Source organism: Glycomyces sp. NPDC047010, from assembly GCF_040644205.1.
GTDB lineage: Bacteria > Actinomycetota > Actinomycetes > Mycobacteriales > Micromonosporaceae > Glycomyces.
Genome location: NZ_JBEYVY010000006.1, coordinates 297,085 through 317,539 on the forward strand (window position 1 = coordinate 297,085; position 20,455 = coordinate 317,539).

The 20,455-nt window shown below is 72.7% G+C and carries 21 protein-coding genes; 3 read left to right on the forward strand and 18 right to left on the reverse strand.

Annotated features, from left to right (window positions below):
• Positions 1–193 precede the first annotated feature (193 nt).
• The 9 genes from AB0A65_RS14725 to AB0A65_RS14765 form a co-directional block, all read right to left on the reverse strand.
• On the reverse strand, positions 194–901 hold the full coding sequence (locus AB0A65_RS14725) for a hypothetical protein (RefSeq protein ID WP_359951405.1): 708 nt from the start codon (positions 899–901) through the stop codon (positions 194–196).
• 8 nt (positions 902–909) lie between these two features.
• On the reverse strand, positions 910–1,620 hold the full coding sequence (locus AB0A65_RS14730; RefSeq protein ID WP_359951407.1) for a hypothetical protein: 711 nt from the start codon (positions 1,618–1,620) through the stop codon (positions 910–912).
• On the reverse strand, positions 1,617–2,366 hold the full coding sequence (locus AB0A65_RS14735; protein WP_359951409.1) for a hypothetical protein: 750 nt from the start codon (positions 2,364–2,366) through the stop codon (positions 1,617–1,619). The genes AB0A65_RS14730 and AB0A65_RS14735 overlap by 4 nt, the downstream gene beginning before the upstream one ends.
• A gap of 4 nt (positions 2,367–2,370) precedes the next feature.
• On the reverse strand, positions 2,371–3,243 hold the full coding sequence (locus AB0A65_RS14740) for an ABC transporter ATP-binding protein (RefSeq protein WP_359951411.1): 873 nt from the start codon (positions 3,241–3,243) through the stop codon (positions 2,371–2,373).
• Positions 3,240–3,605: a GntR family transcriptional regulator gene (locus tag AB0A65_RS14745; RefSeq protein WP_359951413.1), complete on the reverse strand. Its 366-nt coding sequence runs from the start codon at positions 3,603–3,605 to the stop codon at positions 3,240–3,242. The genes AB0A65_RS14740 and AB0A65_RS14745 overlap by 4 nt, the downstream gene beginning before the upstream one ends.
• Before the next feature lie 102 nt (positions 3,606–3,707).
• Complete coding sequence (locus AB0A65_RS14750; RefSeq protein ID WP_359951415.1) at positions 3,708–4,349, reverse strand: response regulator transcription factor; 642 nt, start codon at positions 4,347–4,349, stop codon at positions 3,708–3,710.
• On the reverse strand, positions 4,346–5,593 hold the full coding sequence (locus AB0A65_RS14755; protein ID WP_359951417.1) for a histidine kinase: 1,248 nt from the start codon (positions 5,591–5,593) through the stop codon (positions 4,346–4,348). The genes AB0A65_RS14750 and AB0A65_RS14755 overlap by 4 nt, the downstream gene beginning before the upstream one ends.
• Before the next feature lie 125 nt (positions 5,594–5,718).
• The gene (locus AB0A65_RS14760) at positions 5,719–6,198 is read right to left on the reverse strand and encodes a VOC family protein (RefSeq protein WP_359951419.1); all 480 of its coding nucleotides are present in this window, start codon (positions 6,196–6,198) and stop codon (positions 5,719–5,721) included.
• 128 nt (positions 6,199–6,326) lie between these two features.
• On the reverse strand, positions 6,327–7,931 hold the full coding sequence (locus AB0A65_RS14765) for a hypothetical protein (protein WP_359951421.1): 1,605 nt from the start codon (positions 7,929–7,931) through the stop codon (positions 6,327–6,329).
• Between the two features lie 135 nt (positions 7,932–8,066).
• Between AB0A65_RS14765 and AB0A65_RS14770 the strand changes: the two genes are divergently transcribed.
• A complete protein-coding gene (locus AB0A65_RS14770) occupies positions 8,067–10,580 on the forward strand; it encodes a tetratricopeptide repeat protein (RefSeq protein WP_359951423.1) in 2,514 nt (837 codons plus the stop codon).
• Here the strand turns inward: AB0A65_RS14770 and AB0A65_RS14775 are convergent.
• Positions 10,577–11,794: an MFS transporter gene (locus AB0A65_RS14775; RefSeq protein ID WP_359951425.1), complete on the reverse strand. Its 1,218-nt coding sequence runs from the start codon at positions 11,792–11,794 to the stop codon at positions 10,577–10,579. The two genes, AB0A65_RS14770 and AB0A65_RS14775, sit on opposite strands and share 4 nt — an antisense overlap.
• 60 nt (positions 11,795–11,854) lie before the next feature.
• Here AB0A65_RS14775 and AB0A65_RS14780 point away from each other — a divergent pair, with 60 nt between their 5' ends.
• Together AB0A65_RS14780 and AB0A65_RS14785 are read left to right on the forward strand one after the other, a co-directional pair.
• The gene (locus tag AB0A65_RS14780; RefSeq protein WP_359951427.1) at positions 11,855–12,223 is read left to right on the forward strand and encodes a MerR family transcriptional regulator; all 369 of its coding nucleotides are present in this window, start codon (positions 11,855–11,857) and stop codon (positions 12,221–12,223) included.
• Positions 12,220–12,462, forward strand: coding sequence for a hypothetical protein (locus tag AB0A65_RS14785; protein WP_359951429.1), 243 nt, complete (start codon positions 12,220–12,222; stop codon positions 12,460–12,462). Before AB0A65_RS14780 ends, AB0A65_RS14785 begins: the two co-directional genes overlap by 4 nt.
• A gap of 3 nt (positions 12,463–12,465) precedes the next feature.
• On the opposite strand, the gene AB0A65_RS14790 is transcribed toward AB0A65_RS14785, so the two are convergent.
• From AB0A65_RS14790 to AB0A65_RS14825, 8 genes are all read right to left on the reverse strand, one after another.
• A complete protein-coding gene (locus AB0A65_RS14790; RefSeq protein WP_359951608.1) occupies positions 12,466–14,355 on the reverse strand; it encodes a primosome assembly protein PriA in 1,890 nt (629 codons plus the stop codon).
• A gap of 96 nt (positions 14,356–14,451) precedes the next feature.
• The gene (gene metK / locus AB0A65_RS14795) at positions 14,452–15,645 is read right to left on the reverse strand and encodes a methionine adenosyltransferase (RefSeq protein WP_359951431.1); all 1,194 of its coding nucleotides are present in this window, start codon (positions 15,643–15,645) and stop codon (positions 14,452–14,454) included.
• 116 nt (positions 15,646–15,761) lie between these two features.
• Complete coding sequence (gene coaBC, locus AB0A65_RS14800; protein ID WP_359951433.1) at positions 15,762–16,952, reverse strand: bifunctional phosphopantothenoylcysteine decarboxylase/phosphopantothenate--cysteine ligase CoaBC; 1,191 nt, start codon at positions 16,950–16,952, stop codon at positions 15,762–15,764.
• 22 nt (positions 16,953–16,974) lie between these two features.
• Positions 16,975–17,247, reverse strand: coding sequence for a DNA-directed RNA polymerase subunit omega (gene rpoZ, locus AB0A65_RS14805; protein ID WP_112134919.1), 273 nt, complete (start codon positions 17,245–17,247; stop codon positions 16,975–16,977).
• Between the two features lie 29 nt (positions 17,248–17,276).
• Positions 17,277–17,879 (reverse strand): guanylate kinase, encoded by a 603-nt coding sequence (gene gmk, locus AB0A65_RS14810; RefSeq protein ID WP_359951435.1) that lies wholly within the window; start codon positions 17,877–17,879, stop codon positions 17,277–17,279.
• 20 nt (positions 17,880–17,899) lie between these two features.
• Complete coding sequence (gene mihF / locus AB0A65_RS14815; protein ID WP_030156658.1) at positions 17,900–18,223, reverse strand: integration host factor, actinobacterial type; 324 nt, start codon at positions 18,221–18,223, stop codon at positions 17,900–17,902.
• A 149-nt stretch (positions 18,224–18,372) separates the two neighbouring features.
• Positions 18,373–19,287 (reverse strand): orotidine-5'-phosphate decarboxylase, encoded by a 915-nt coding sequence (pyrF, locus tag AB0A65_RS14820; protein ID WP_359951438.1) that lies wholly within the window; start codon positions 19,285–19,287, stop codon positions 18,373–18,375.
• The gene (locus AB0A65_RS14825; RefSeq protein WP_359951440.1) at positions 19,280–20,371 is read right to left on the reverse strand and encodes a quinone-dependent dihydroorotate dehydrogenase; all 1,092 of its coding nucleotides are present in this window, start codon (positions 20,369–20,371) and stop codon (positions 19,280–19,282) included. Before AB0A65_RS14825 ends, pyrF begins: the two co-directional genes overlap by 8 nt.
• Positions 20,372–20,455: the final 84 nt, after the last annotated feature.

A 20,455-nucleotide genomic window follows, 5' to 3' on the forward strand; every position in this document is an offset into this window, starting at 1 on the left:
GTTCACCAGTGTCCCACCCTCCCGGGGCCGCACGTGAGGGGTCGGGCGGCCGTGTGGCGCGTCTCGGCGATCCGCGCGGCGGGGCGGGCGGCGTGCCCGCGGTGAGGAGGAGCCCCGCGACGACGCCCGCCGCGATGCACGCGGCGACCACGAGCACCGGGAACGGGACGTCGGCGACGAGGAGGCCCACGGCTCAGCCGCCCCGCTTGGGCACCGGCACGGACCGCAGGACCAGCACGAGCGCGGTGACCATGGCGGCGATGAACGCGAGGCCCGAGCCGATCCAGGCGGCGGCCTGCCAGCTGAAGGCGTCCACGGTGTACCCGAAGAACTCCAGGGACAGGGTGCCCGCGATGAGCATGGACGGGAACAGCAGGAACAGGACGACGACGAACGCGCCCTCCTTGCCGATGCGGGCGGCCGCGGCGGTGACGAGCGCCCCGGCGAAGAAGTACGCGGGCCCGATGAGGAGGTACCTGGCGCCCTTGGCGAGGACCTGGCCCCACGTGTCGTCGGGTGCGGCGACGAGGCCGAGCATGAAGTGCTCGACGGCGAAGCCGGTGATCGCGAGGGCGGCCAGCGCGGCGGAGGCGAGGGCGCCGAAGACGAGGAACGCGACGGTGATCTCGCGGCGGGTGACGCCGCGGGAGATGAGGCCGGTCAGGGAGTTGTGGAGGAACACGCCGCCGGTGATCGCGGTGAACCACTGGAGGACCGAGATCGTGCCGGTCCAGGCGCCCGCGTCGGCGTCCCAGATGAGGTGGATGACGGGGCCGCCGAGGACGGCGAGGGCGAGGGCCGCGAGGAGCCACCAGCGGAGCCAGCGGACGGCGGCGGTGAACATGCGCGCGCCGAGCCGGTAGCGGCGCCGGGCGAGGGCGGCGGGGTCGATGGCGGTCATGGTCGGGCTCATTTCGCTCGGACGGGGGCGGTGCGGAGGGTCGCGGCCAGTCCTGCGACGAGGACCGCGGTGACGGCGAGGCAGATCCCGGCCCAGGCGGCGAGGTTCCCGCCGCCGTCGAAGAACCCGAACTCCAGGGCGAGGACGCCGGTGTACTGCCCGGCGGCCGCGACGAGGACGACCAGGGTGAACAGGGTGCTGCCCGCGAAGCGGAGCGCGGCGGCGCCGATGAGCGCGCCGGTGAAGCAGTAGATCGGGGTGATGAGCAGGTACCTGGCGCCGTCGGCGAGCGCGCCTCCCCAGGTTCCGGTGGCGTTGCCCGCGGCGGTGAGGAGGGCGTGCTCGGCGGCGAACCCGGCGGTGACGATCGCGGTCGTGGCGAGCGAGGCGATGGCGCCGAACACGAGGTAGGCGGTGGTGAGCTCGCGGCGGGTGACGCCGCGGGAGAGCACGCCGGGCAGGTTCGCGTACAGCCACCGGCCCGCCGCCGAGGCGACGAACCACTGGAAGACCGTCGCGGTGATCAGCCACAGGCCGGTCTCGATCACGTCGGCCAGCAGGAGCGACATGACCGGGGTGAGGACGATCCAGGCGAGCAGGATCCACCGGAGCGGGCGGGCGGCGCCGAGCGCGATGGCGAGGCCGAGGCGGTAGCGGCGCCCGGTCAGCGCGGTGGGCGCTCGGTCGGTCGAGGCGCGGTCGAGAGCGGTCATGGTCATGCCCGCTTCGAGCGCATCGGGATGTCGGTGAGGATGCGGCGGGCGGCGATCGCGAGGGCGACGGTGGCGAGGAGGATCGCGGCGGCGACGGGGATGCGGCCCATGCCGTCGAGGTACCGGCCGAGGAACCCGATCCAGCCGGGCCCGACGGGCTCGGTGTTGTAGAGCGCGACGTCGAGTCCGAAGACGATCGGGAGGATCGGCACGACCAGGAGCCAGCCGGTGTGCTCCCAGCGGTAGGAGGCGACGCCGATGACGGTGCCCGCGGCGAAGTAGGAGAGGAACAGCAGCGGGAGGTACGCGGCGAACTGGGCGGTGTCGGCGGCGGTCCCGATGGGGACGACCGTGTCGCCGACGTCGAAGCCCTGGGACCAGCCGAGGCCGTCGTAGTAGGCGCGTTCGGCGAACAGGCCCGCGAAGCCGATCGCGCCGAGGCAGAGCGACCACACGACGCCGAAGACGGCCTGGGACACGGCGAACTCCCGGCGGGTGAGGCCGGCCGCGACGTACTGGGGCAGCAGCGTGAACGCGAAGCCGCCGCCGACGAACGCGGTGAACCACTTGCCGCAGTTGACGGCGTAGTACCAGGCGGAGAGCTGGACGTCGGCGTACTGGGCGACGATGAACGGGACGACGAAGCACAGGACGGCGGCGGCGACGACCCAGTACTTGAAGTAGTTGAGCGCGGAGCCGGCGAGTCCGGCGCCGAGGGCGTACTGGCGCTTGGCGAGGCTGGGGGCGGTCATGGCGTCAGGCTCCGTTCCGGTTCGGGTCGGTGAGGTGGATGAAGAGGTCCTGGAGGCCGACCGGGCCGATCTCGATCCCGGCCGCGGCGGCGCGGGAGCGCACGTCGGCGTCGAGGGCCGCGGCGACGGTGATCGACTTGGTGCCGCCGAGGCGCTGCTCGGCGAGGGCGTCGAGGCCGAGGCCGTCCACCGCGTCGGCGGGGCCGGTGAGCGTGGCGCCCATGCCCTGGAAGGTCTCGATGTCGGCGTGGCGCAGGACGCGGCCGCGGTCGACGATGACGACCTCTTCGAGGTAGTTGGCGACCTCGTCGATGAGGTGGGTGGAGAGGACCAGGGTGTGGGGCCGCTCCATGTACTCGGCGAGGAGCTCCTTGTAGAACGCGTCGCGGGTGGGCGCGTCCATGCCGAGGTGGACCTCGTCGAACATGGTGAGCTCGGCGCGGGCGGCGAGCCCGCAGATCGCGGCGAGGACGGAGCGCTTGCCGCGGGAGAGGGCCGAGACGCGCTTCTTCACCGGCACCTCGAAGCGGTCGGCGAGCTTGTACGCGTACTCGGCGTCGAACGAGGGCCTGATCCCGCCGGACTCGATGGTGTCCTTGACGGTCTCGGTGTCGTCGAAGTCCCCGCCCTCGCGGATGAGGGCGACGCGGGAGACGATCGGGGCGTTCTCCCACACCGGCTCGCCGCCGACGAGGATCTCGCCGGAGGTGGGCTTGCGGAACGCGGCGATGAGGCTGAGCAGGCTGGTCTTCCCGGCGCCGTTGCGGCCGAGGAGGCCGTAGACCTTCCCGGCTTCGAGGTCGAGGTCGATCCCGCTGAGGGCGGCCTCGGCGCCGTAATTGAGGGACACGTCGCGGAGGGTGACGGAGAAGCTCATTTGAGGGCGCCTTCCTGGGTCTTGAGGTAGTCGATGATGTCGGTCAGGGGGATGCCCGCCTGTCGGGCCTCGCGGACCAGGGGGGCCAGGACGCGCTCGAAGAAGCGCTCGCGGAAGTCGGCGGAGAGCTTGTCGCGGGCGTCCTCGGCGACGAACATGCCGACGCCTCGCTGCTTGTAGAGGACGCCCTCGTCGACCAGCTCCCGGAACGCCTTCTGCGCCGTGGCCGGGTTGATCTGGTAGAACGCGGCGTACTGGTTGGTCGACATGACCTTGCCTCCCGGTTCGAGCGATCCGTTCATGATCTCGGCCTTGATCTGGTCGGCGATCTGCCGGTAGATCGGTGAGCCGTCATCGAACATCTCGCCTCCTTAGGGTTGGTTGGTTCTGAGGTTCATTACTTGACTAACGAACCATAGCACGAACGAACCCGGGGCGGGAAGCCCCGGGTTCGGATGGGTTCGCTAGACGAGTCCGCCTTCGTAGGCGGCGATGACGGCCTGGGTGCGGTCGCGCACCCCGAGCTTGGTGTAGACGCTGCTCAGGTGGGTCTTGACGGTCTCGCGGCCGAGGAACAGCGCCGCGGCGATCTCGGCGTTGGACAGGCCCTTGGCGGCGAGGGTGAGCACTTCGCGCTCGCGTTCGCTCAGGTCGCCGATGCCCTTGGGGGCCTTGCGGTCGGGGACGGCCGCGGCGAGGCGGCGGACCGCCTCGGGGAACAGGAGCGCGTCGGTGCGGGCGACGAGGCGCACGGCCGCGAGGAGGTCTTCGAGGCGGGTGCGCTTGAGCAGGAACCCGTCGGCGCCCGCGCGCAGCGCCTGCCACACGTAGTCGTCGTTGTCGAACGTGGTGACCACCAGGATCTTCGGCGGGGCGGCGAGTTCGGCGGTGATCCGGGCGGTGGCCTCGATGCCGTCGACCTTCGGCATCCGCACGTCCATGAGCATGACGTCGGCCTTCCCGGAGCGGGCGATGGCGAGCGCGTCGATCCCGTCGGCGCCCTCGGCGACCACGTCGAGGTCGGGTTCGGCGCCGATGACGGCGGCGAACCCGGAGCGGATGAGGGCCTCGTCGTCGACGAGCGCGATGCGCAGCGGCGCGGTCATGCGGTCCCCTCCGGGGCGGTGTCGTCCGAAGCAGCGTCGCTGTTCGGGGAGTGGTCGGGCAGGGTGGCGCGGACGGTCCAGGTCCCGGCGCCCCAGTCGGCCTCGGCGGTGCCGCCGAGGACGGCGGCGCGCTCGGCCATGCCGATGAGGCCGCGCCCGCCGGGGCGGGTCCGGGGCCGCCGCGCGGCGGGGCTCGCGACGGCGACGGTGACGCCCGAGTCGGCGACGTCGAGGTCCACGGCGGCCCAGGGCTCGTCGGCGTGGCGCAGGACGTTCGTGAGGGCCTCCTGGACGATTCGGTACGTCTCGCGGGAGGTCAGGCGGCCCAGCGTCTCCGGGTCGCCGGTGATCCGCAGCTCGGTGCGCACGCCCGACTCGGCGGCGAGCGCGTCGAGGTCGGCGAGGTCCTTCTGGGGGCCGCGGGTCTCCTCGCGGTCCTCGCGGAGCGCCCCGATGACGGCGTCGAGTTCGGCGAGGGCGCCGCGCGCGGTCTCGCCGACCGCGGCCATGGCGGTCGCGGCGAACGCGGGGTCGGCGGTGATGAGCCGGGAGGCGGCCTCGGACTGGACCACGACCACGGACAGGGCGTGCCCGACCGAGTCGTGGAGTTCGCGGGCGATCCGGTTGCGGGCGGCGAGGCGGGCGGTCTCGGCGCGGGAGGCGGCGAGCCGGTCGGCGGCGCCCTGCCCGAGCAGGTGCGGCGCGAGGGCCCGCATGCCCGCGGTGACGGCGGCGACGAGGAGGACGAGCGCGATGAGGAACAGCGGGCCGGTGAGCAGGCCCCAGTCGGTCAGCCGGCCCGCGTACGCGCCGGAGGTGTCGAGGCCGAGGAGGTTGCGGGCGCCGTTGATCACGAGGTAGACGGCGAACGGGACCAGCGCGAGCGTCACCCCCGAGAGGAGGCCCCCGACGACCGCGTGGAGGGTGAACCAGCAGCCGGTGCGCCAGCGCGTGTTCCAGGAGTCGTCGTCGGCGGGCGAGGCGAATCCGGCGCCGAGGAGGCGGCGGGCGGCGGTGCGCTCCACTTCGCGGTCGGGCAGGAGGAGCGAGACGGCGGCGACGAGGGGCACGACCGCGGCGAACACGAGCGGGTCGAGGACGCCCTCGAACCCGGCGTCGGGGTGGAACCAGTTGTAGCCGAGGGCGCCGACCACCATGAACGGCATCATGAGGGCGCCGCCGAGGATGAGCCAGACCCACCCGCGGTAGGTGGCCCCGGACCGGAGCGGGGCGAGGAGGCGCATGGGGCCATTGTGCCAGCGGACGTTCACGGTTCCAGCGTGCACCGCGTCCCCGGGGCGGCGCCTCCCTCGCGGGTGCGGGCCCGGTCCCCCGCGCGGGGGACCGGGTCGGCCGCCGTGCGCATTCGCTATCTGCCCTCGTAGGCGTCCTTGAGGCCCTGGAGGTCGATCTTCTTCATGCCGTACATGGCCTTGACGGCGCGCTCGGCGCCGGCCTTGTCGGGTCCGCCGACGTACTGCTCGGCCTCGGTGGACCACACCTGCCAGTTGACGCCCCACTTGTCGGCGATCCAGCCGCACTCGATCTCCTTGCCGCCGTTGGACAGGAACGCGTCCCAGAGGCGGTCGATCTCGGCCTGGCCGTCGCAGTTGACGAGCAGGGACATGGCGTGGTCGTGCTTGGCGGAGGCGTCGCCGTTGATGCCGGTGAACTGCTGTCCGGCGAGCTCCCAGTTGACGACCATGGCGGTCCCGGCCTTGCCGTGGGCGTCCTCGACGAATGGGATGCTCCCGGTGATCCTGGCGTCCTCGAACAGGGAGGTGTAGAACTCGGCGGCCTCCTGGGCGGCGCCGTCGGTGTACCAGATGTTGGTGACGATCTTCTGCATTGCTCGCGTCCTCCGAACGGGTCCTGGGCTGTACGCCTACAGCCGATTGCACCAGTTGAGACGAGCCCGCGGGCCCGGATTCATCGGTTCCGGCGGCTACATTGAACGGCGGCTCCGGGCCCGGTCTGCTAGGCGGCGTTCTCGATGTTGTCGGCGGTCTCGTAGACCTGCCCGTCGGCGTTCGAGTACGGGTCCTTGTCGGCGGTGGCGGCGCGGCCGGTGTCCGCGGCCTCGTGCTCGGTGTCGAATCCGTCGGCGGGCTGCCGGGTGCCGCCCTCGCTGCGGCGGAACCGCTCCAGGAGGTCGGTGAAGGCGCTGGAGACCTTGTTGTCGGACTCCTCGTAGTCCTCGGCGGCCTTGGCGACCTGGTCGCGCGCGGTGTAGTAGCGCGCCGCGGCGGTGCTGAGGAAGCCGCGGAACTCCTCGACCATCGCGAGCACGTCCTGGTCGGCGCCCGTGGCGTGCCCTTCCCGGTCGGCGAAGTGGCCGGCGGCGGCCTGGACCGGTGAGAGCCGTCCGGGCAGCTGCTCGTAGGCGCCCGCGACGAGGCCGATCTTCCCGGCGAGTTCGACGAGCTTCGTCGTGTCGGCCGCGAACCCCTTGCGCTCGCCCTTCGGCGTGCCGGTGGCGCGGTTCTCCGTCAGGTCGTAGAGCTCCAGGTCGAAGGAGCCCACGCCGTCGAGCATCGACCGGAGGTCGCCGGTGCCCTTGCGGTAGGCGAGCTCCTTGGCGTCGACGCCGTCGCGCAGGGCGTCCATGTGCTGCGAGAGCGCCTTGACGATCGCGCGGTGGTCCCCGGTGTACTTGACCGCGGGGTGCGTCGGGAGCAGCTCCTCGCCGAGGAACGCGATCAGGTCGAGGACCTTCCCGGCCGCCTCCGCGGGGCCCTTGGCGAACGCGAGGACCTTCGCCAGGCCCTCCAGGACCACCCAGCCGCTCGCCCCCTGCGCGGTCCCGGTGGCGCCGAGCGCCGTCGCGGCCTGGCCGATGAGGTGCAGGGTGTCGTTGCGCCCCATCTGGATGATCCCCGACCGGTAGTTGACGAGCTTCGCCAGCTCGGCCGCGAGGACGCGGTGGTTGTCCAGAGTGGGCCCGGTCGACTGGAGGAACCCGCCTCTGAACCCGTCGGCGGCGAGCCCGGTCCATTCGACCCACCAGTGCTGCGAGGTGCCGTCCCCGTCGGACAGGTCGGCGATCCTCTCCGGCAGGCTGCCGCCACGGGCGGTCCGGCTCCGGTCCGGCGCGGGGCCCGCCTCGGCGATGGCCTCGTAGAGGCCCTTGAGCCCGGCGTACGCCGCGTCGAGCGCGGGCAGCTCCTGGGCGTCGAACTTCGGGACCTTCTTCTCGATGGCGTCGCGCTCGGTCTTCGCCCAGCCGTGCACGGCCGTCATGACCTGCGGCAGCGGGCAGGTGACCCGGCCGGGCATCGTCGCGGGCGCGCCCGCGGGCATGCGGCCGCTGCAGGACACCGGGGTCGCGGTGCCGTCGGGGCCCTGGGCCCAGTCGCGGAAGTCGCACTCGCCGCGATGGAGGTCGGTGGCGGGCTTGCGCAGGTACGGCCAGTCCAGCGTCCCGCCGGGGTTCTCGACGATGCCGGTGCGGATGTCCTGCTGGTTGAGGAAGGACACCGCGGCCTCCTTCTGCCACCGCTTGATGAGCGCCTCCCAGAAGCGGTCGAGCGCGGGCTTCACGTTCGCGGCCATGTGGTCCGGCCCGGGGATGTACGCGGCCACGGCGCACCGCCTTTCACTGCACAAGGGATCTGCACCGAGTGCATCACCGAACCCGCTGCGCGGCAAGGGCCCCGGGTGTCCCGGTCCGTCCGGGACGGGGCGGACAGGGGGCGGGGGCGCCGGTAGGATCGTGACGTGCGTCAATCCCTCGACGGCCTCGACCCCGCGTCGGCCGGTTCGGCGCCGCAGCTCGTGGCGCTGCTGCGCGAGCTGCGGGCGGCCTCCGGGCTGAGCATCCGGGAAGTGAGCAGACGAGCCCGCGACCGCGGCGACTGGCTCCCCACGAGCACCCTCGCGGCGGTCCTCAACCGCGACGCCGTCCCCCGCGCCGAGGTCGTGGCCGCGCTCGTGCGCGCCTGCGGCGGCGACGAGGCGGCCGTGGAGACCTGGCTCGCGCAGTGCGCGCGCATCAGCGCCGCCGACGTCGCCGACACCGGGCAGGTCCCCCGCCAGCTCCCCGGCCCGCCGCACGCGTTCACCGGCCGCGAGCGGGAACTGCACCTCATCGACGAGCACCTCCAGGCCGCGTCCCCGCGCTCGGTCGTCCTCGCGGGCCCGGCCGGGATCGGCAAGACCGCGCTGGCCCTGCACTGGGCGCACCGGTCGCTCGACGCGTTCCCCGACGGCCAGCTGTACGTGGACCTGCGCGGGTTCTCCGGCACCGACCCGCTCGCGCCCGGCCCGGTCCTGCACCGGTTCCTGACCGCGCTCGGCACCGGCCCCGAGGAGGTCCCCGCCGACGCGGACGAGCGGGCCGCGATGTTCCGCTCGCTCCTGGGGCACCGGCGGGTCCTCGTCGTCCTCGACAACGCCCGCAGCCCCGAGCAGCTGCGCGACCTCCTCCCCGGCACCGGCGGCTCCACGGCGCTCATCACCGCCCGCACGGACCTGTTCGGGCTCACCGCGACGCACGGCGTCCCGCACCTGCGCCTCGCGCCGCTGACCCGCGAGGAGTCCATGGACCTCCTCGACGCGATGATCGGCCGCGGCCGCGTCGCCACCGACCCCGAGGCCGCGCGCGGCCTCGCCGCCGCCTGCGGGGACCTGCCGCTCGCGCTGCGCCTGGCCGCGTGCCAGACCCTCGCCCACCCCGAGCAGACCATCGGCGAGCTGCGCGACCGGATCGCCGAGGCGCCCTTGGCGAACCTCGACCTCCCCGGCGACGAGGCCGCGGGCCTGCGCGCCTGCCTCGACCTCACCCGCGCCCGCCTGGACGCCGCCGCCCGGGACGCCCTCGACGCGATCGGCCTCCACCCCGCGACCGAGTTCGAGCCCGCCGGCATCGCGTCCCTCACCGGCACCACCGTCGCAGACGCCGACGCGGCCCTGCACCGCCTCGCCGGGGTCCACCTGGCCGCGGCAGCCGGGGACGGCCGCTGGACCGTCCACGACCTCGTGCGCGCCTACGCCCGCGAGCACGCCGAACGCCGCCCCCGCGGCGAACACGAAGCCGCCCTGGGCCGCCTCTACGACTGGCACCTCGCCGCCGTCGCCGGGACCTGGGAGGCGATCTTCGGCCTCGAACCCGAAACGGTCCCCGAGACCGACGTCCCGGTCCCCGCCTTCGACGGCCCCGAGGCCGCCCTCGCCTGGCTCGACCCGCGCCACAGCGCCCTCAGCGAGATGATCCGCCACGCCGCCGCCGGGCGCCGCGACTGGCACGCCGCCCGCCTCGCCCACGCCCTCTGGCGCTACCAGTACATCCGCGGCGTGCGCGGCGAGGCTGAGGCGTGCCTGCGCATCGCCCTCGACGCCGACCGCCGCACCGGCGACCGCGCCCACCAGGTCAAGCTCCTGCGCCAGCTCGGCAACACCCTCAAGGCCCTCGGCCGCCTCGACGAGGCCGAGGACGCGCACGACCGGTCGCTGCGCCTCGCCACCGACCTCGACGACACCGAGGCCGCCGCCCTCACCCTCGTCGCCCTGGCCCAGCTGCACATCCAGCAGTGGCGCCTCGACGAGGCCCGCACCCGCGCCACCGAGGCCGCGCGCGTCTTCCACGACATGGGTGACGCCGACCGGGAGGTCAACGCCCTCGACGACGTCGCCCACGTCGACATGCTCGTCGGCAACGACGACGAGGCCCGCGCCGGGTTCGACCGCGCCGTCAAGACCTTCACCGACCGCGGCTGGATCCAGAACCTCGCCTCCGCGCTCGCCGGCCTCGCACGCCTGCGCCTGCGCGACCGCGACGCCGACAGCGCCGCGGCCCTCCTCGCCGAGTCCCTCGACGCGTACCGCCAGAGCGGCGACCCCCTCGGCGCGATCTACGTGCAGTCCCTCCAGGCCCTCGCGCACGCCCAGCTCGGCGACCGCGAGGCCGCGGCCCGCCTCGCGGGCGGCGCCGCCGAGGCCGCCGTCGCCACCTCCAGCCCCGAACTGGCCCTGGAGGTCCTCAACAACGCCGGGTTCGCGTACGGCGCCGTCCGCGACTTCACCGCCTCCGAACGGGCGCACCGCGAAGCCCTCGACCTCGCCGAGGCCGTCCCCGACCTGTACGAGCAGGCCCGCGCCCGCCACGGCATCGGCGACGCGCTCGCCGCCCGCGGCGAGGACGACGCAGCCCGGGCCGAGTGGACCCGGGCGCTGCGCCTCCACGAGAGGCTCGGGACCTACGGCAGGGCCGAGCTCGCCGAGCGCCTCGCCTAGGCCCCGTCCTGCGGAGCGGGCCGGCGCTGCGCCGGGAACGCGTGCCTGCGCGCGAGCACCGCCACCAGCAGGACCGGCACGCCGAGCGCGGCCACGGTCCACGCCAGCGACAGCGGCCCGAACCGGACCAGCAGCAGGCCGCCGAGGGCCCCGCCCGCGGCGGTCGCCGCGTTCCACAACGTCACCACCAGGGCCTGCACCGTGTCGGCGGCCTTCGCGCCCGCCTGCCCGGCCGCGGTCTGGAGCAGCGTCGGCACCCCGCCGTGGCCCAGCCCCCACAGTCCGACCGCGACGTACACGAGCGCCGGGACCTCGGCGAACACCGCCAGCGCGGCCGCCGCCGCCCCGGTGAGAACCGCCCCGGCGATCGTCAGGTGCCGCAGCCGCCGGTCGATGTGCGCGCCGGTGATCCAGATGCTCGCGATCGACGCGACGCCGAACACGAGCAGCACCCGGTCGACCGACCCGCCCATCCCGAACCGCTCCAGGAACGCCGCGATGTACGTGTACAGCACGTTGTACGCGATCACGTAGACCGCGATGACGACCAGGACCGCCGGGACCCCGGGGATCACCGCGGCCCGCAGCACCGGCGTCCGCGATTCGGCGCGCTGCCCCGGGAAGTCGGGGACAACGAGGGTGATCCACACGATCGACAGCACCGCCAGGCCGGACATGACCCCGAACGACTCGCGCCACCCCAGCGCCCCGCCGATGAACGTCCCGGCCGGGACCCCGAGCGCCAGCGCCAGGGGGATGCCCGCCATGACGATCGCGATCGCCTTGCCCTCCATGCCCTTCGGGGCGAGCCGCCGCGCGTACCCGACCATGAGGGCCCACGACAGGCCCGCGGCCATGCCCGCGACGAACCGGGCGCCCATGGTCAGCGCGTAGTCCTGCGAGACGGCGGTGACGGTGTTGGCGGCCACGAACCCGGCCATCGCCATGAGCAGGACCGGCTTGCGGCCCCACCCCATGGTCAATGCGGACAGGGGAATCACCGTGAGGGCCGTGCCGATCGCGTACACCGTGACCGCCTGCCCCATGGCGGCCTCGCCGACGCCGAGACTCGCGCGCATCCCCGGCAGCAGGCCCGCGGGCAGCGACTCGGTGATCACGGTGATGAACACGGCGGTCGACAGGGCCAGGAGCCCCGACAGGGGCAGCCGCTCCCGGCGCGGGGCCGCGGGCCGGGACAGCGTCGTTTCACTCATGGGGAGAAGCGTCTAACCTTGACACTAATGTCAGAGTCCAGTACGAGTGAGGCGGCCCACATGAGGATCGGCGAACTGGCGGAGCGCACCGGCGCCCCCGCCCGGATGCTCCGCTACTACGAGCAGCACGGCCTCATCGCCGCCGACCGCTCCCCCAACGGCTACCGCGACTTCCCCGAGCCCACCGTCGAGCGCGTCGGCCAGATCCGCGGCCTCCTCGACGCGGGCGTCCCCGTCAAGATCATCAAGCAGATCCTCCCCTGCCTCGACGGCCCCGGCCAGATCTACTTCCCGGTCCCCGACCCCGAGATGCTCGCCCAACTCGCCGAGCAGCGCGACCGCATGACCCGCAAGGCCGAATGCGTCCTCAAGAACCGCGACGCCATCGCCGCCTACCTCGACCGCGTCAGCGGAGCCCCCGCCCGGTGAACCGCCTCCGCACCGCCCTCATCACCCTGATCGTCAAGATCCAGACGGTCACGGTCTTCGGCTACATGGGCGTCATCTCGTTCATCGGCGTCGAAGCCCTCGTCGTCATCCTGGGCTTCACCACCGTCCTCCCGATCGCGATCCCCTTCGTCCTCATCGCCATCGCCGCCGCCTACTTCTTCCGCGAACGCCTCAAGCACCTCTGGACCCTCGTCAAGGCCAAGCTCAAGCGCGCCTAGCCCTCACGCGATCTCCCGCGGATCGATCTGCACCCGAACCGCCTCCGCCTTGGCCCCCGCCCGCTCCGCAGTCGCCTTCGCCAGCGTCGCCGCGAGTGCGGCCCCGTCCCGGCGCCGCACGCGCAGCAGCAGCCGCTCGGTGTGCTCATCGACGGGAATCGGCCCGATCGCCTCGACGCCCAGGTCGCCGGGCAGGTCCGCGGCGAGCTTCTCGGCCTCGCCGATCGGGCCGGTCAGCGCCGCGAACCTCATGACGGGCGGGAAACCGAGCTCGCGGCGGTCCTCCAGCTCCTGGCCCGCGAACCACGCGGCGTCCCAGCGGATCAGCGCCTGGACCACCGGCAGCCCGCCGTCGGCGGTGACCACCGCGGTGCCGGTCGGGGCGCACAGGGCGACCGCGTTCATCCAGATCCGCAGGGCCTCTTCGGAGGCGGTGAGCTCGGCCCGGGTCAGCTGCGCCCACGTGTCCACCAGCAGCACCGCACCGTAGCCCTGCGGCGCAACGGGTTCCACACCGGGCGTGGAGACGACGACCCGCGCCCCGGACGGGATCGCGTCGAGGCGCTCTGACGCGTTCGACTCGACGACCTCGATCCCGGGGAACGCGCTGGCGATCTCCTCGGCGGTGCGCGCGGCCCCGATGACCACGGCCCGGATGCGGTTCGAGCCGCACTCGGCGCAGCGGTGCGGGTCGTCGACCCGCCCGCACCAGGTGCACACGGGCGGGCGGCGAGGACCGGTCAGGCGCAGCGGGCCGGTGCACTCGGGGCACATCGCGCGGGAGCGGCAGCGCTGGCAGGAGACGGCCGGGACGTAGCCGCGGCGCGGGACCTGGAGCAGCACGGGGAGGTCGGCGGCGACGGCCTTGCGGGCGGCCTCCCAGGCGACCGAGGGCAGCCGCGCGGTGGAGCTGGACGGGTCGATGGCGAGGTCGGCGTCGTCGCCGATGGGGACGACGCGGGGCGAGGCGGCACGGAGGGCCTCGCGGCGGCCCGGGGCCGAGACGGCCCAGCCGGTCTCGACGAGCAGCTGCGCCTGGGCGGTTCGCGCGAAGCCGCCGACGATGCACGCGGCCCCGGCGAGTTCGGCGCGGGTGAGCAGGACCTCGCGGGCGTGCGGGTAGGGGGCGTGGAGGCTGACGAGGTTCTTGTCGCCGTCGTCCCAGACGGCGACGAGCCCGAGGTCGACCACGGGCGCGAACATCGCGACCTGGGTCCCGGCGACGATGCGGACGTCGCCGCGCAGGGCTTTGAGGAACGACCGGTACCGGGGCGTCGGGCCCGTCGAGTTCGCGATGGTCACGTGCCGGTCGGGTCCGAGCACCGCGGTGAGCGCCCTGTCGAGGCGCTCCAGGTCGTACTGGTCGGGGACCACGAGCAGTGCACCGCGGCCCGCCGCGGCGGCGGCAGCGGCGGCCTCGGCCAGCCGCGCGGCCCAGTCCTCGCCGGGCACGGCGCTCCAGGCGATCCGCGGGGCCTTGCCGGCGCGCAGCGCGCGAAGGAAAGCCTCGCCCGCGTTATATCTATCCCAGTGATCGAAGGGCGGCGCGGCCACGGGCAGCCGCTCGGCGGGCGGCTCCTTCTCCACGCGGACCTTCCGCTCGGGCAGGGCCAGGCGCAGGACGTCGGCGAGGTTGCCCGCGTAGCGGTCGGCGATCCGCTGCACGAGCACGGCGACCTCGGGGGCGAGCACCGGGCCGGGCGGGACGACGTCGAGGATCGGGAGGATCTTCCCGGCGAACTCGGCGCGGTCGCGGACGGCGAGGACCGTGCCCTTGAGCTTGCGGTTGCTGAACCGGACCGTGACGCGGCAGCCGGGCTCCACGTCGTCGAGGAGCTCCACCGGGATGCGGTAGTCGAAGAGCTGGTTGAGCTGCGGCAGCGGGTGGTCCACGCACACTGCTGCATAACTCACCGGCGACTGCTCCATCCGATAAAAGTACCGGGCGCCTCCGACGTCGGAGGCGCCCGGCGCGAGACCGTTGCGCCGCTAGCTGACGGCTTCCTTCAGGGCTGCCGCGCGGTCGGTGGCCTCCCAGGTGAACTCGGGGAGTTCGCGGCCGAAGTGGCCGTAGGCGGCGGTCTTGGAGTAGATGGGGCGGATCAGGTTGAGGTCGCGGATGATCGCGGCGGGGCGGAGGTCGAAGACTTCGAGGACGGCCTTCTCGATGAGGGCCGGATCGACGGTCTCGGTGCCCTGGGCGTCGACGGCGACGCTGACGGGCTTGGCCTTGCCGATCGCGTAGGCGACCTGGACCTCGCAGCGCTCGGCGAGCCCGGCGGCCACGACGTTCTTGGCGACCCAGCGGGCCGCGTACGCGGCGGAGCGGTCGACCTTCGACGGGTCCTTGCCCGAGAACGCGCCGCCGCCGTGGCGGGCGTAGCCGCCGTACGTGTCGACGATGATCTTGCGGCCGGTGAGGCCGGCGTCGCCCATGGGGCCGCCGATCTCGAAGCGGCCGGTCGGGTTCACCAGGAGCTTGTAGTCGTCGATGTCGAGGTCGAGCCCGGAGACGACCGGCGCGATCACGTGCTCGGCGACGTCGGGCGAGAGCAGCGAGTCGAGCGAGATGTCGGGCGCGTGCTGGCTGGAGACGACCACCGTGTCGAGGCGGACGGGCCGGTTGCCCTGGTACTCGATGGTGACCTGGGTCTTGCCGTCGGGGCGCAGGTACGGGACGGTGCCGTCCTTGCGGACCTCGGTGAGGCGCTGGGACAGCCGGTGCGCCAGGGCGATCGGCAGCGGCATCAGCTCGGGGGTCTCGCGGCACGCGAAGCCGAACATGAGGCCCTGGTCGCCCGCGCCCTGGAGGTCGAGCTCGTCGTTCACGGCAGAGTCCACACGGGACTCCCACGCCTTGTCGACGCCCTGCGCGATGTCGGGGCTCTGGCCGCCGATGGAGACGTTCACGCCGCACGACGCGCCGTCGAAGCCCTTCTTGGACGAGTCGTAGCCGATCCGGAGGATCGTGTCGCGCACGATCCGCGGGATGTCGGCCCACGCGTTGGTGGTCACCTCGCCCGCGACGTGCACCTGCCCGGTGGTGATGAGGGTCTCGACCGCGACGCGGCTCCCGGGGTCCTGGGACAGCAGGGCGTCCAGGATCCCATCGGAGATCTGGTCCGCGATCTTGTCCGGGTGGCCTTCGGTGACCGACTCGGAGGTGAACAGGCGACGTGCCACGGCACTCCTAAAAACCATCCACGCCGCCCAGCGGCGCTCCTCGACTGACTTCGCAGCTCACAAGTCTATGCGCTCAAGATCATGCCACCAAGCCGCCTCGCTGCGCGGCCGAGGTGTCAGTCGCGTCCAACCAGCGGGAGCCGGGCGGCCACTGCGTCCCAGACGGCGTCCGCGACCAGTTCTTTCGACGCCTCGGAGAGCGCGGCGACCGGCCCGGAGGCGTCGAACACCGTGACGGAGTTCTCCAGTTTCCCGAACACGGCCCCGCCGGAGACGTCGTTGAGCACCACCAGGTCGGCGCCCTTCGCCTCGCGCTTGGCCTTCGCGTGCTCGGGGCCGTCGTGGGTCTCCGCGGCGAACACGACGAGGACCTGCTCGGGGCGCTTGGCGCGGCCCACGGCCGCGGCGATGTCCGGGGTGGACGTGAGCGCGAGGTCCAGGTCGCCCTTGCGCTTGAGCTTGCGGTCGGAGGTCTCCTTGGGCGTGAAGTCCGCGGGGGCTGCGGCGAGGACCATCGCGTCCGCCTCTGCGGCGGCCTTGACGGTGGCCTCGTGGAGTTCGCCCGTCGTGGCAACGCGTTCGACGCGGACTCCCGCGGGCAGCGGCGCGTCGATGTGCGCGGCGATGAGGGTCACGTCGGCGCCGCGCGCGGCGGCCGCGGCGGCGATGGCGATGCCCTGGCGGCCGGACGAGTGGTTGCCGATGAAGCGGACCGGGTCGATCGGCTCGCGGGTGCCCCCGGCGGTGACGAGGACCTTGCGGCCCGTCAAGTCACGTGCAGGGGACGTGAGGAAGCCCTTGAGGAGGGCGAACAGCGACTCCGGCTCGGGCAGGCGCCCGGGGCCGGTGTCGGCGCCGGTGAGGCGGCCCGAGTCGGGCTCGACGACGTGGACGCCGCGCTCGCGCAGCGTCGCGACGTTCGCGCGGGTGGCCGGGTGCAGCCACATCTCGGTGTGCATCGCCGGGGCGAACACCACCGGGCAGGTCGCGGTGAGCAGCGTCGAGGTGAGCAGGTCGTCGGCGCGGCCGTGCGCGGCCCGCGCGAGCAGGTCGGCGGTGGCCGGGACGACGGCGACGAGGTCGGCCTCGCGGCCGAGCCTGACGTGCTTGACCTCGGAGACCTCGGAGAACACGCCGGAAGCCACCGGGCGGCCCGACAGGGCCTCCCAGGTGGCTTCACCGACGAACTTGAGCGCCGCCTCGGTGGGGATCACGGTCACGTCGTGGCCGGACTCCTTGAGGAGGCGGAGCAGGATGCACGCCTTGAAGGCGGCGATGCCGCCCGACACGCCCAGGACGATGTTCAACTGTCCCTCTCAACGACCGGGCTTACGCCTCGTTGTCGTCGAACGCCTTCGTCTCAAGGAGGCCCTTGTCGAGCTCGCGCATGGCGATCGACAGCGGCTTCTCCTCGGGCGTGGTCTCGACGAGCGGACCGACGTACTCCAGCAGGCCCTCGCCGAGCTGCGAGTAGTAGGCGTTGATCTGACGGGCCCGCTTGGCGGAGTAGATGACCAGCTGGTACTTCGACTGGCTCTTCTTCAGCAGGTCGTCGATCGGCGGGTTGGTGATGCCGACGGGGTCGGCGACAGTCCCTGACACGTGTTGTCCTTCGTGTGACTCGGGTGTTGCTACCGTGCTCCGGTCTTCATTACGGCCGGAGAACTGAGCAACTCTACCAGCTCGGAGGCCGCCTGCTCGATCGACACGTTCGTGACTGTGTGATCGAACTCGGATTCGGCGTCGAGCTCTTCGCGCGCGGCGTCCAGCCGGCGCGCGATGGTCGCGGCGTCCTCGGTCCCGCGCCCGGTGAGGCGGCGGACGAGTTCGTCCCACGACGGCGGGGCCAGGAACACCAGCTGCGCGTCGGGCATGGCCCGGCGGACCTGGCGGGCCCCTTGCAGTTCGATCTCCAGCAGCGCCGGGAGTCCGGCGCGCAGGCGCTCCTCGACCGGGCCGCGGGGGGTTCCGTAGAGGTTCCCCGCGTAGGAGGCCCATTCAAGGAACTCCCCCGCGGCGATCATCGACTCGAACTGCTCAGTCGACACGAAGTGGTAGTCGGCGCCGTCGACCTCACCAGGACGCGGCTTGCGGGTCGTGCAGCTCACGGAGAGCCAGACCCACGGGTAGTACTCCTGGATGAGTGCCTTGACGCTGCCCTTGCCAACGCCGGACGGGCCGGAGAGGACCGTCAGTCGCTGGGCGAGGGCGGCGTGGTGGTGATCGATGCTCACGCGACTACTACTACCCGAACTTAGGCCTGGTCGCCCTTGAATTCATCCAGAAGCGCGGCGCGCTGGTGCTCGCCCAGGCCGCGCAGCCGACGCGAGTCGGCGATCTTGAGCTTCTCCATGATCTGGGTGGCGCGCTTGTCGCCGATGCCCGGGAGGGCCTTGAGCACGGCCGAGACCTTCATCTTCCCGGAGATGTCGTCGGTGGCAGCGGACTTGAGGACCGCTTCCAGGGTGGTCTCGCCCGACTTCAGCTTCTCCTTGAGCTCGGCGCGGGCCTTGCGGGCCGCCGCCGCCTTCTCAAGGGCGGCTGCGCGCTGTTCCGGAGTCAGTTTAGGGAGCGGCACGGGGTCTCCTTGCAGTCGATGGTTTCGTCCCTGTGGACCTTGACGTGCGGGTATCGCCAAAGCATACCCAGCTCGGAGACGGTAACCCCACCTACCGACACGCCTGCGACCGGGGGTCGGGCAAATTCCGGGGCCGGAAACCGGCGGTTTTATTCCCCCATGGCGGCGCGGCATTCCTCCTGCAACGCCTCGACGGCGGTGCGAATGCTCGCCGCGGCAGGGCCCGGCTGCGCGATTTGTCGGGAGTAGGACGGTATTGCGAACTTCGTCGCGGCCCCGAGGACGCGCGGAAGATCACTGGGGCGCCCGCCCTGGGCTCCCATGCCCGGTACGAGGATGGGTCCGTTGAACTGGGAGAGGTCGTGAGCGGAGTCACGTTGGCTCACCGTGGTGTGGGTGATTCCGTAAGTCGACTCACGCAGGCGGGCCTCGCCCTCGGCCGCGCACGCGCCGATCGTCGCTCCCATGACGATCCCGAAGGACCCCATCGGATCGGCGTCGCCGTTGTGCTCGTTCACCTCATCGATGACGCTCTGCGCGACCGAGCGGCCGTCGCGGCGCTTCGCCATCTGGAGGTACTTGCCCTCGGGGTTGGAGGTGCGGGCGAGGACGAACACGCCCTTGCCGTGCGCGGCGGCCGTGTCGAACGCGGGCTGGAGCGAGCCGGTCCCCAGGTAGGGGCTGACGGTGATCGCGTCGGCCGCGAGCGGCGAGGCCGGGTCGAGGTACGCCTGCGCGTACGCGGCCATCGTGGAGCCGATGTCGCCGCGCTTGACGTCGAGGATGACGAGGGCCCCGGCGCGGCGGGACGCGGCGATGACCCGCTCGAGGAGGGCGACGCCGCCCGAGCCGAACCGCTCGAAGAACGCCGACTGCGGCTTGACGAACGCGCAGCGCTCGGCGACGGCCTCCGTCAGTGTCATCGCGAACCGCTCGGCCCCGGCCAGGTCGTCGTCGAGGCCCCACTGGAGCAGCTGCGACCCGTGCGGGTCGATCCCGGCGCACAGCGGGCCCCGCTCCTGGGCGAGACGGAAGGCGCGGGCGCCGAATTCCTTGCTAGGCATGGTTCCTCGTATCGGAGTGTGCGATGGACTGGTGGCGGCGGGCGGTCTTGAGGTAGCGGCGCGCGCTGCCGCGCACCACGCCGGGGCCGTTGTAGATGAGCCCCGAGTAGATCTGGACGAGGCTCGCGCCCGCGTCGAACATGGCCTGGGCGTCGTCGGGGGTCATGATCCCGCCGGAGCCGATGATGGGCAGGCGCCCGTTCGTCTCGCGGTGCACGAACCTGACGATCTCGCGCGCGACCTGGGTGAGCGGCTTGCCGGACATGCCGCCGGGCTCGGCGGCGACGGCGTCCTCCGCGGGGACGATCCCGTCGCGCCCGAGCGTGGTGTTCGTGGCGATGACCCCGGCGACCCCGGCGTCGAGGCAGACCTCCAGGAGCTGCGCGAGCGCGGGCTCGGTGAGGTCGGGGGCGATCTTCACCAGGATCGGCCGGGTGGGGCGACCGGCCGCCAGGCGCGTCCCCTCGGCGCGCAGGGCCCCGAGGAGGGCGCGGAGCGCGCCCGCGTCCTGGAGCTGGCGCAGGCCGGGCGTGTTCGGGGACGACACGTTGATCGCGATGTAGTCGGCGAACGGGTAGAGGAACCGCAGCGACGTCAGGTAGTCGTCGATCGCGCCTTCGAGGGGCACGGCCTTGGACTTGCCGATGCTGATCCCCAGCGGGCAGTCGACGGCGGGCACAGCGGCGAGCCGGGCCGCGAGGGCCTGCGCGCCGTCGTTGTTGAAGCCCATCCGGTTGACGATGGCCTGGGACTGCCTCGCCCGGAACATCCGCGGCTGCGGGTTCCCGGGCTGGGCCTGCGCGGTCACGGTGCCGATCTCGGCGAAGCCGAACCCGAGGGCGGGCCAGGCGCCGACGGCGATCCCGTTCTTGTCAAGGCCCGCGGCGAGGCCGATGGGGTTGGGGAAGGGGATGCCGCAGACGGTGACGGGCGCGCTCGCCCGGTTGAGCTTGATGAGCGCGTTCCGCACCTGCCGCTGCTCGGACAGTCGCGTCAGCCAGCGCATCGTGAAGTCGTGCGCGCGTTCGGCGTCCCCGCGGCCGATCCGGAAGAGGACGGGGCGGGCGAGATTCTGGTACAGCATGTCTTTTCCTGTATACGTCAATTCACCGGGTGAGCGGAACGGCCACGGGCCGTTCGCGCGCACCCGGTTCTATTTATCACGCAT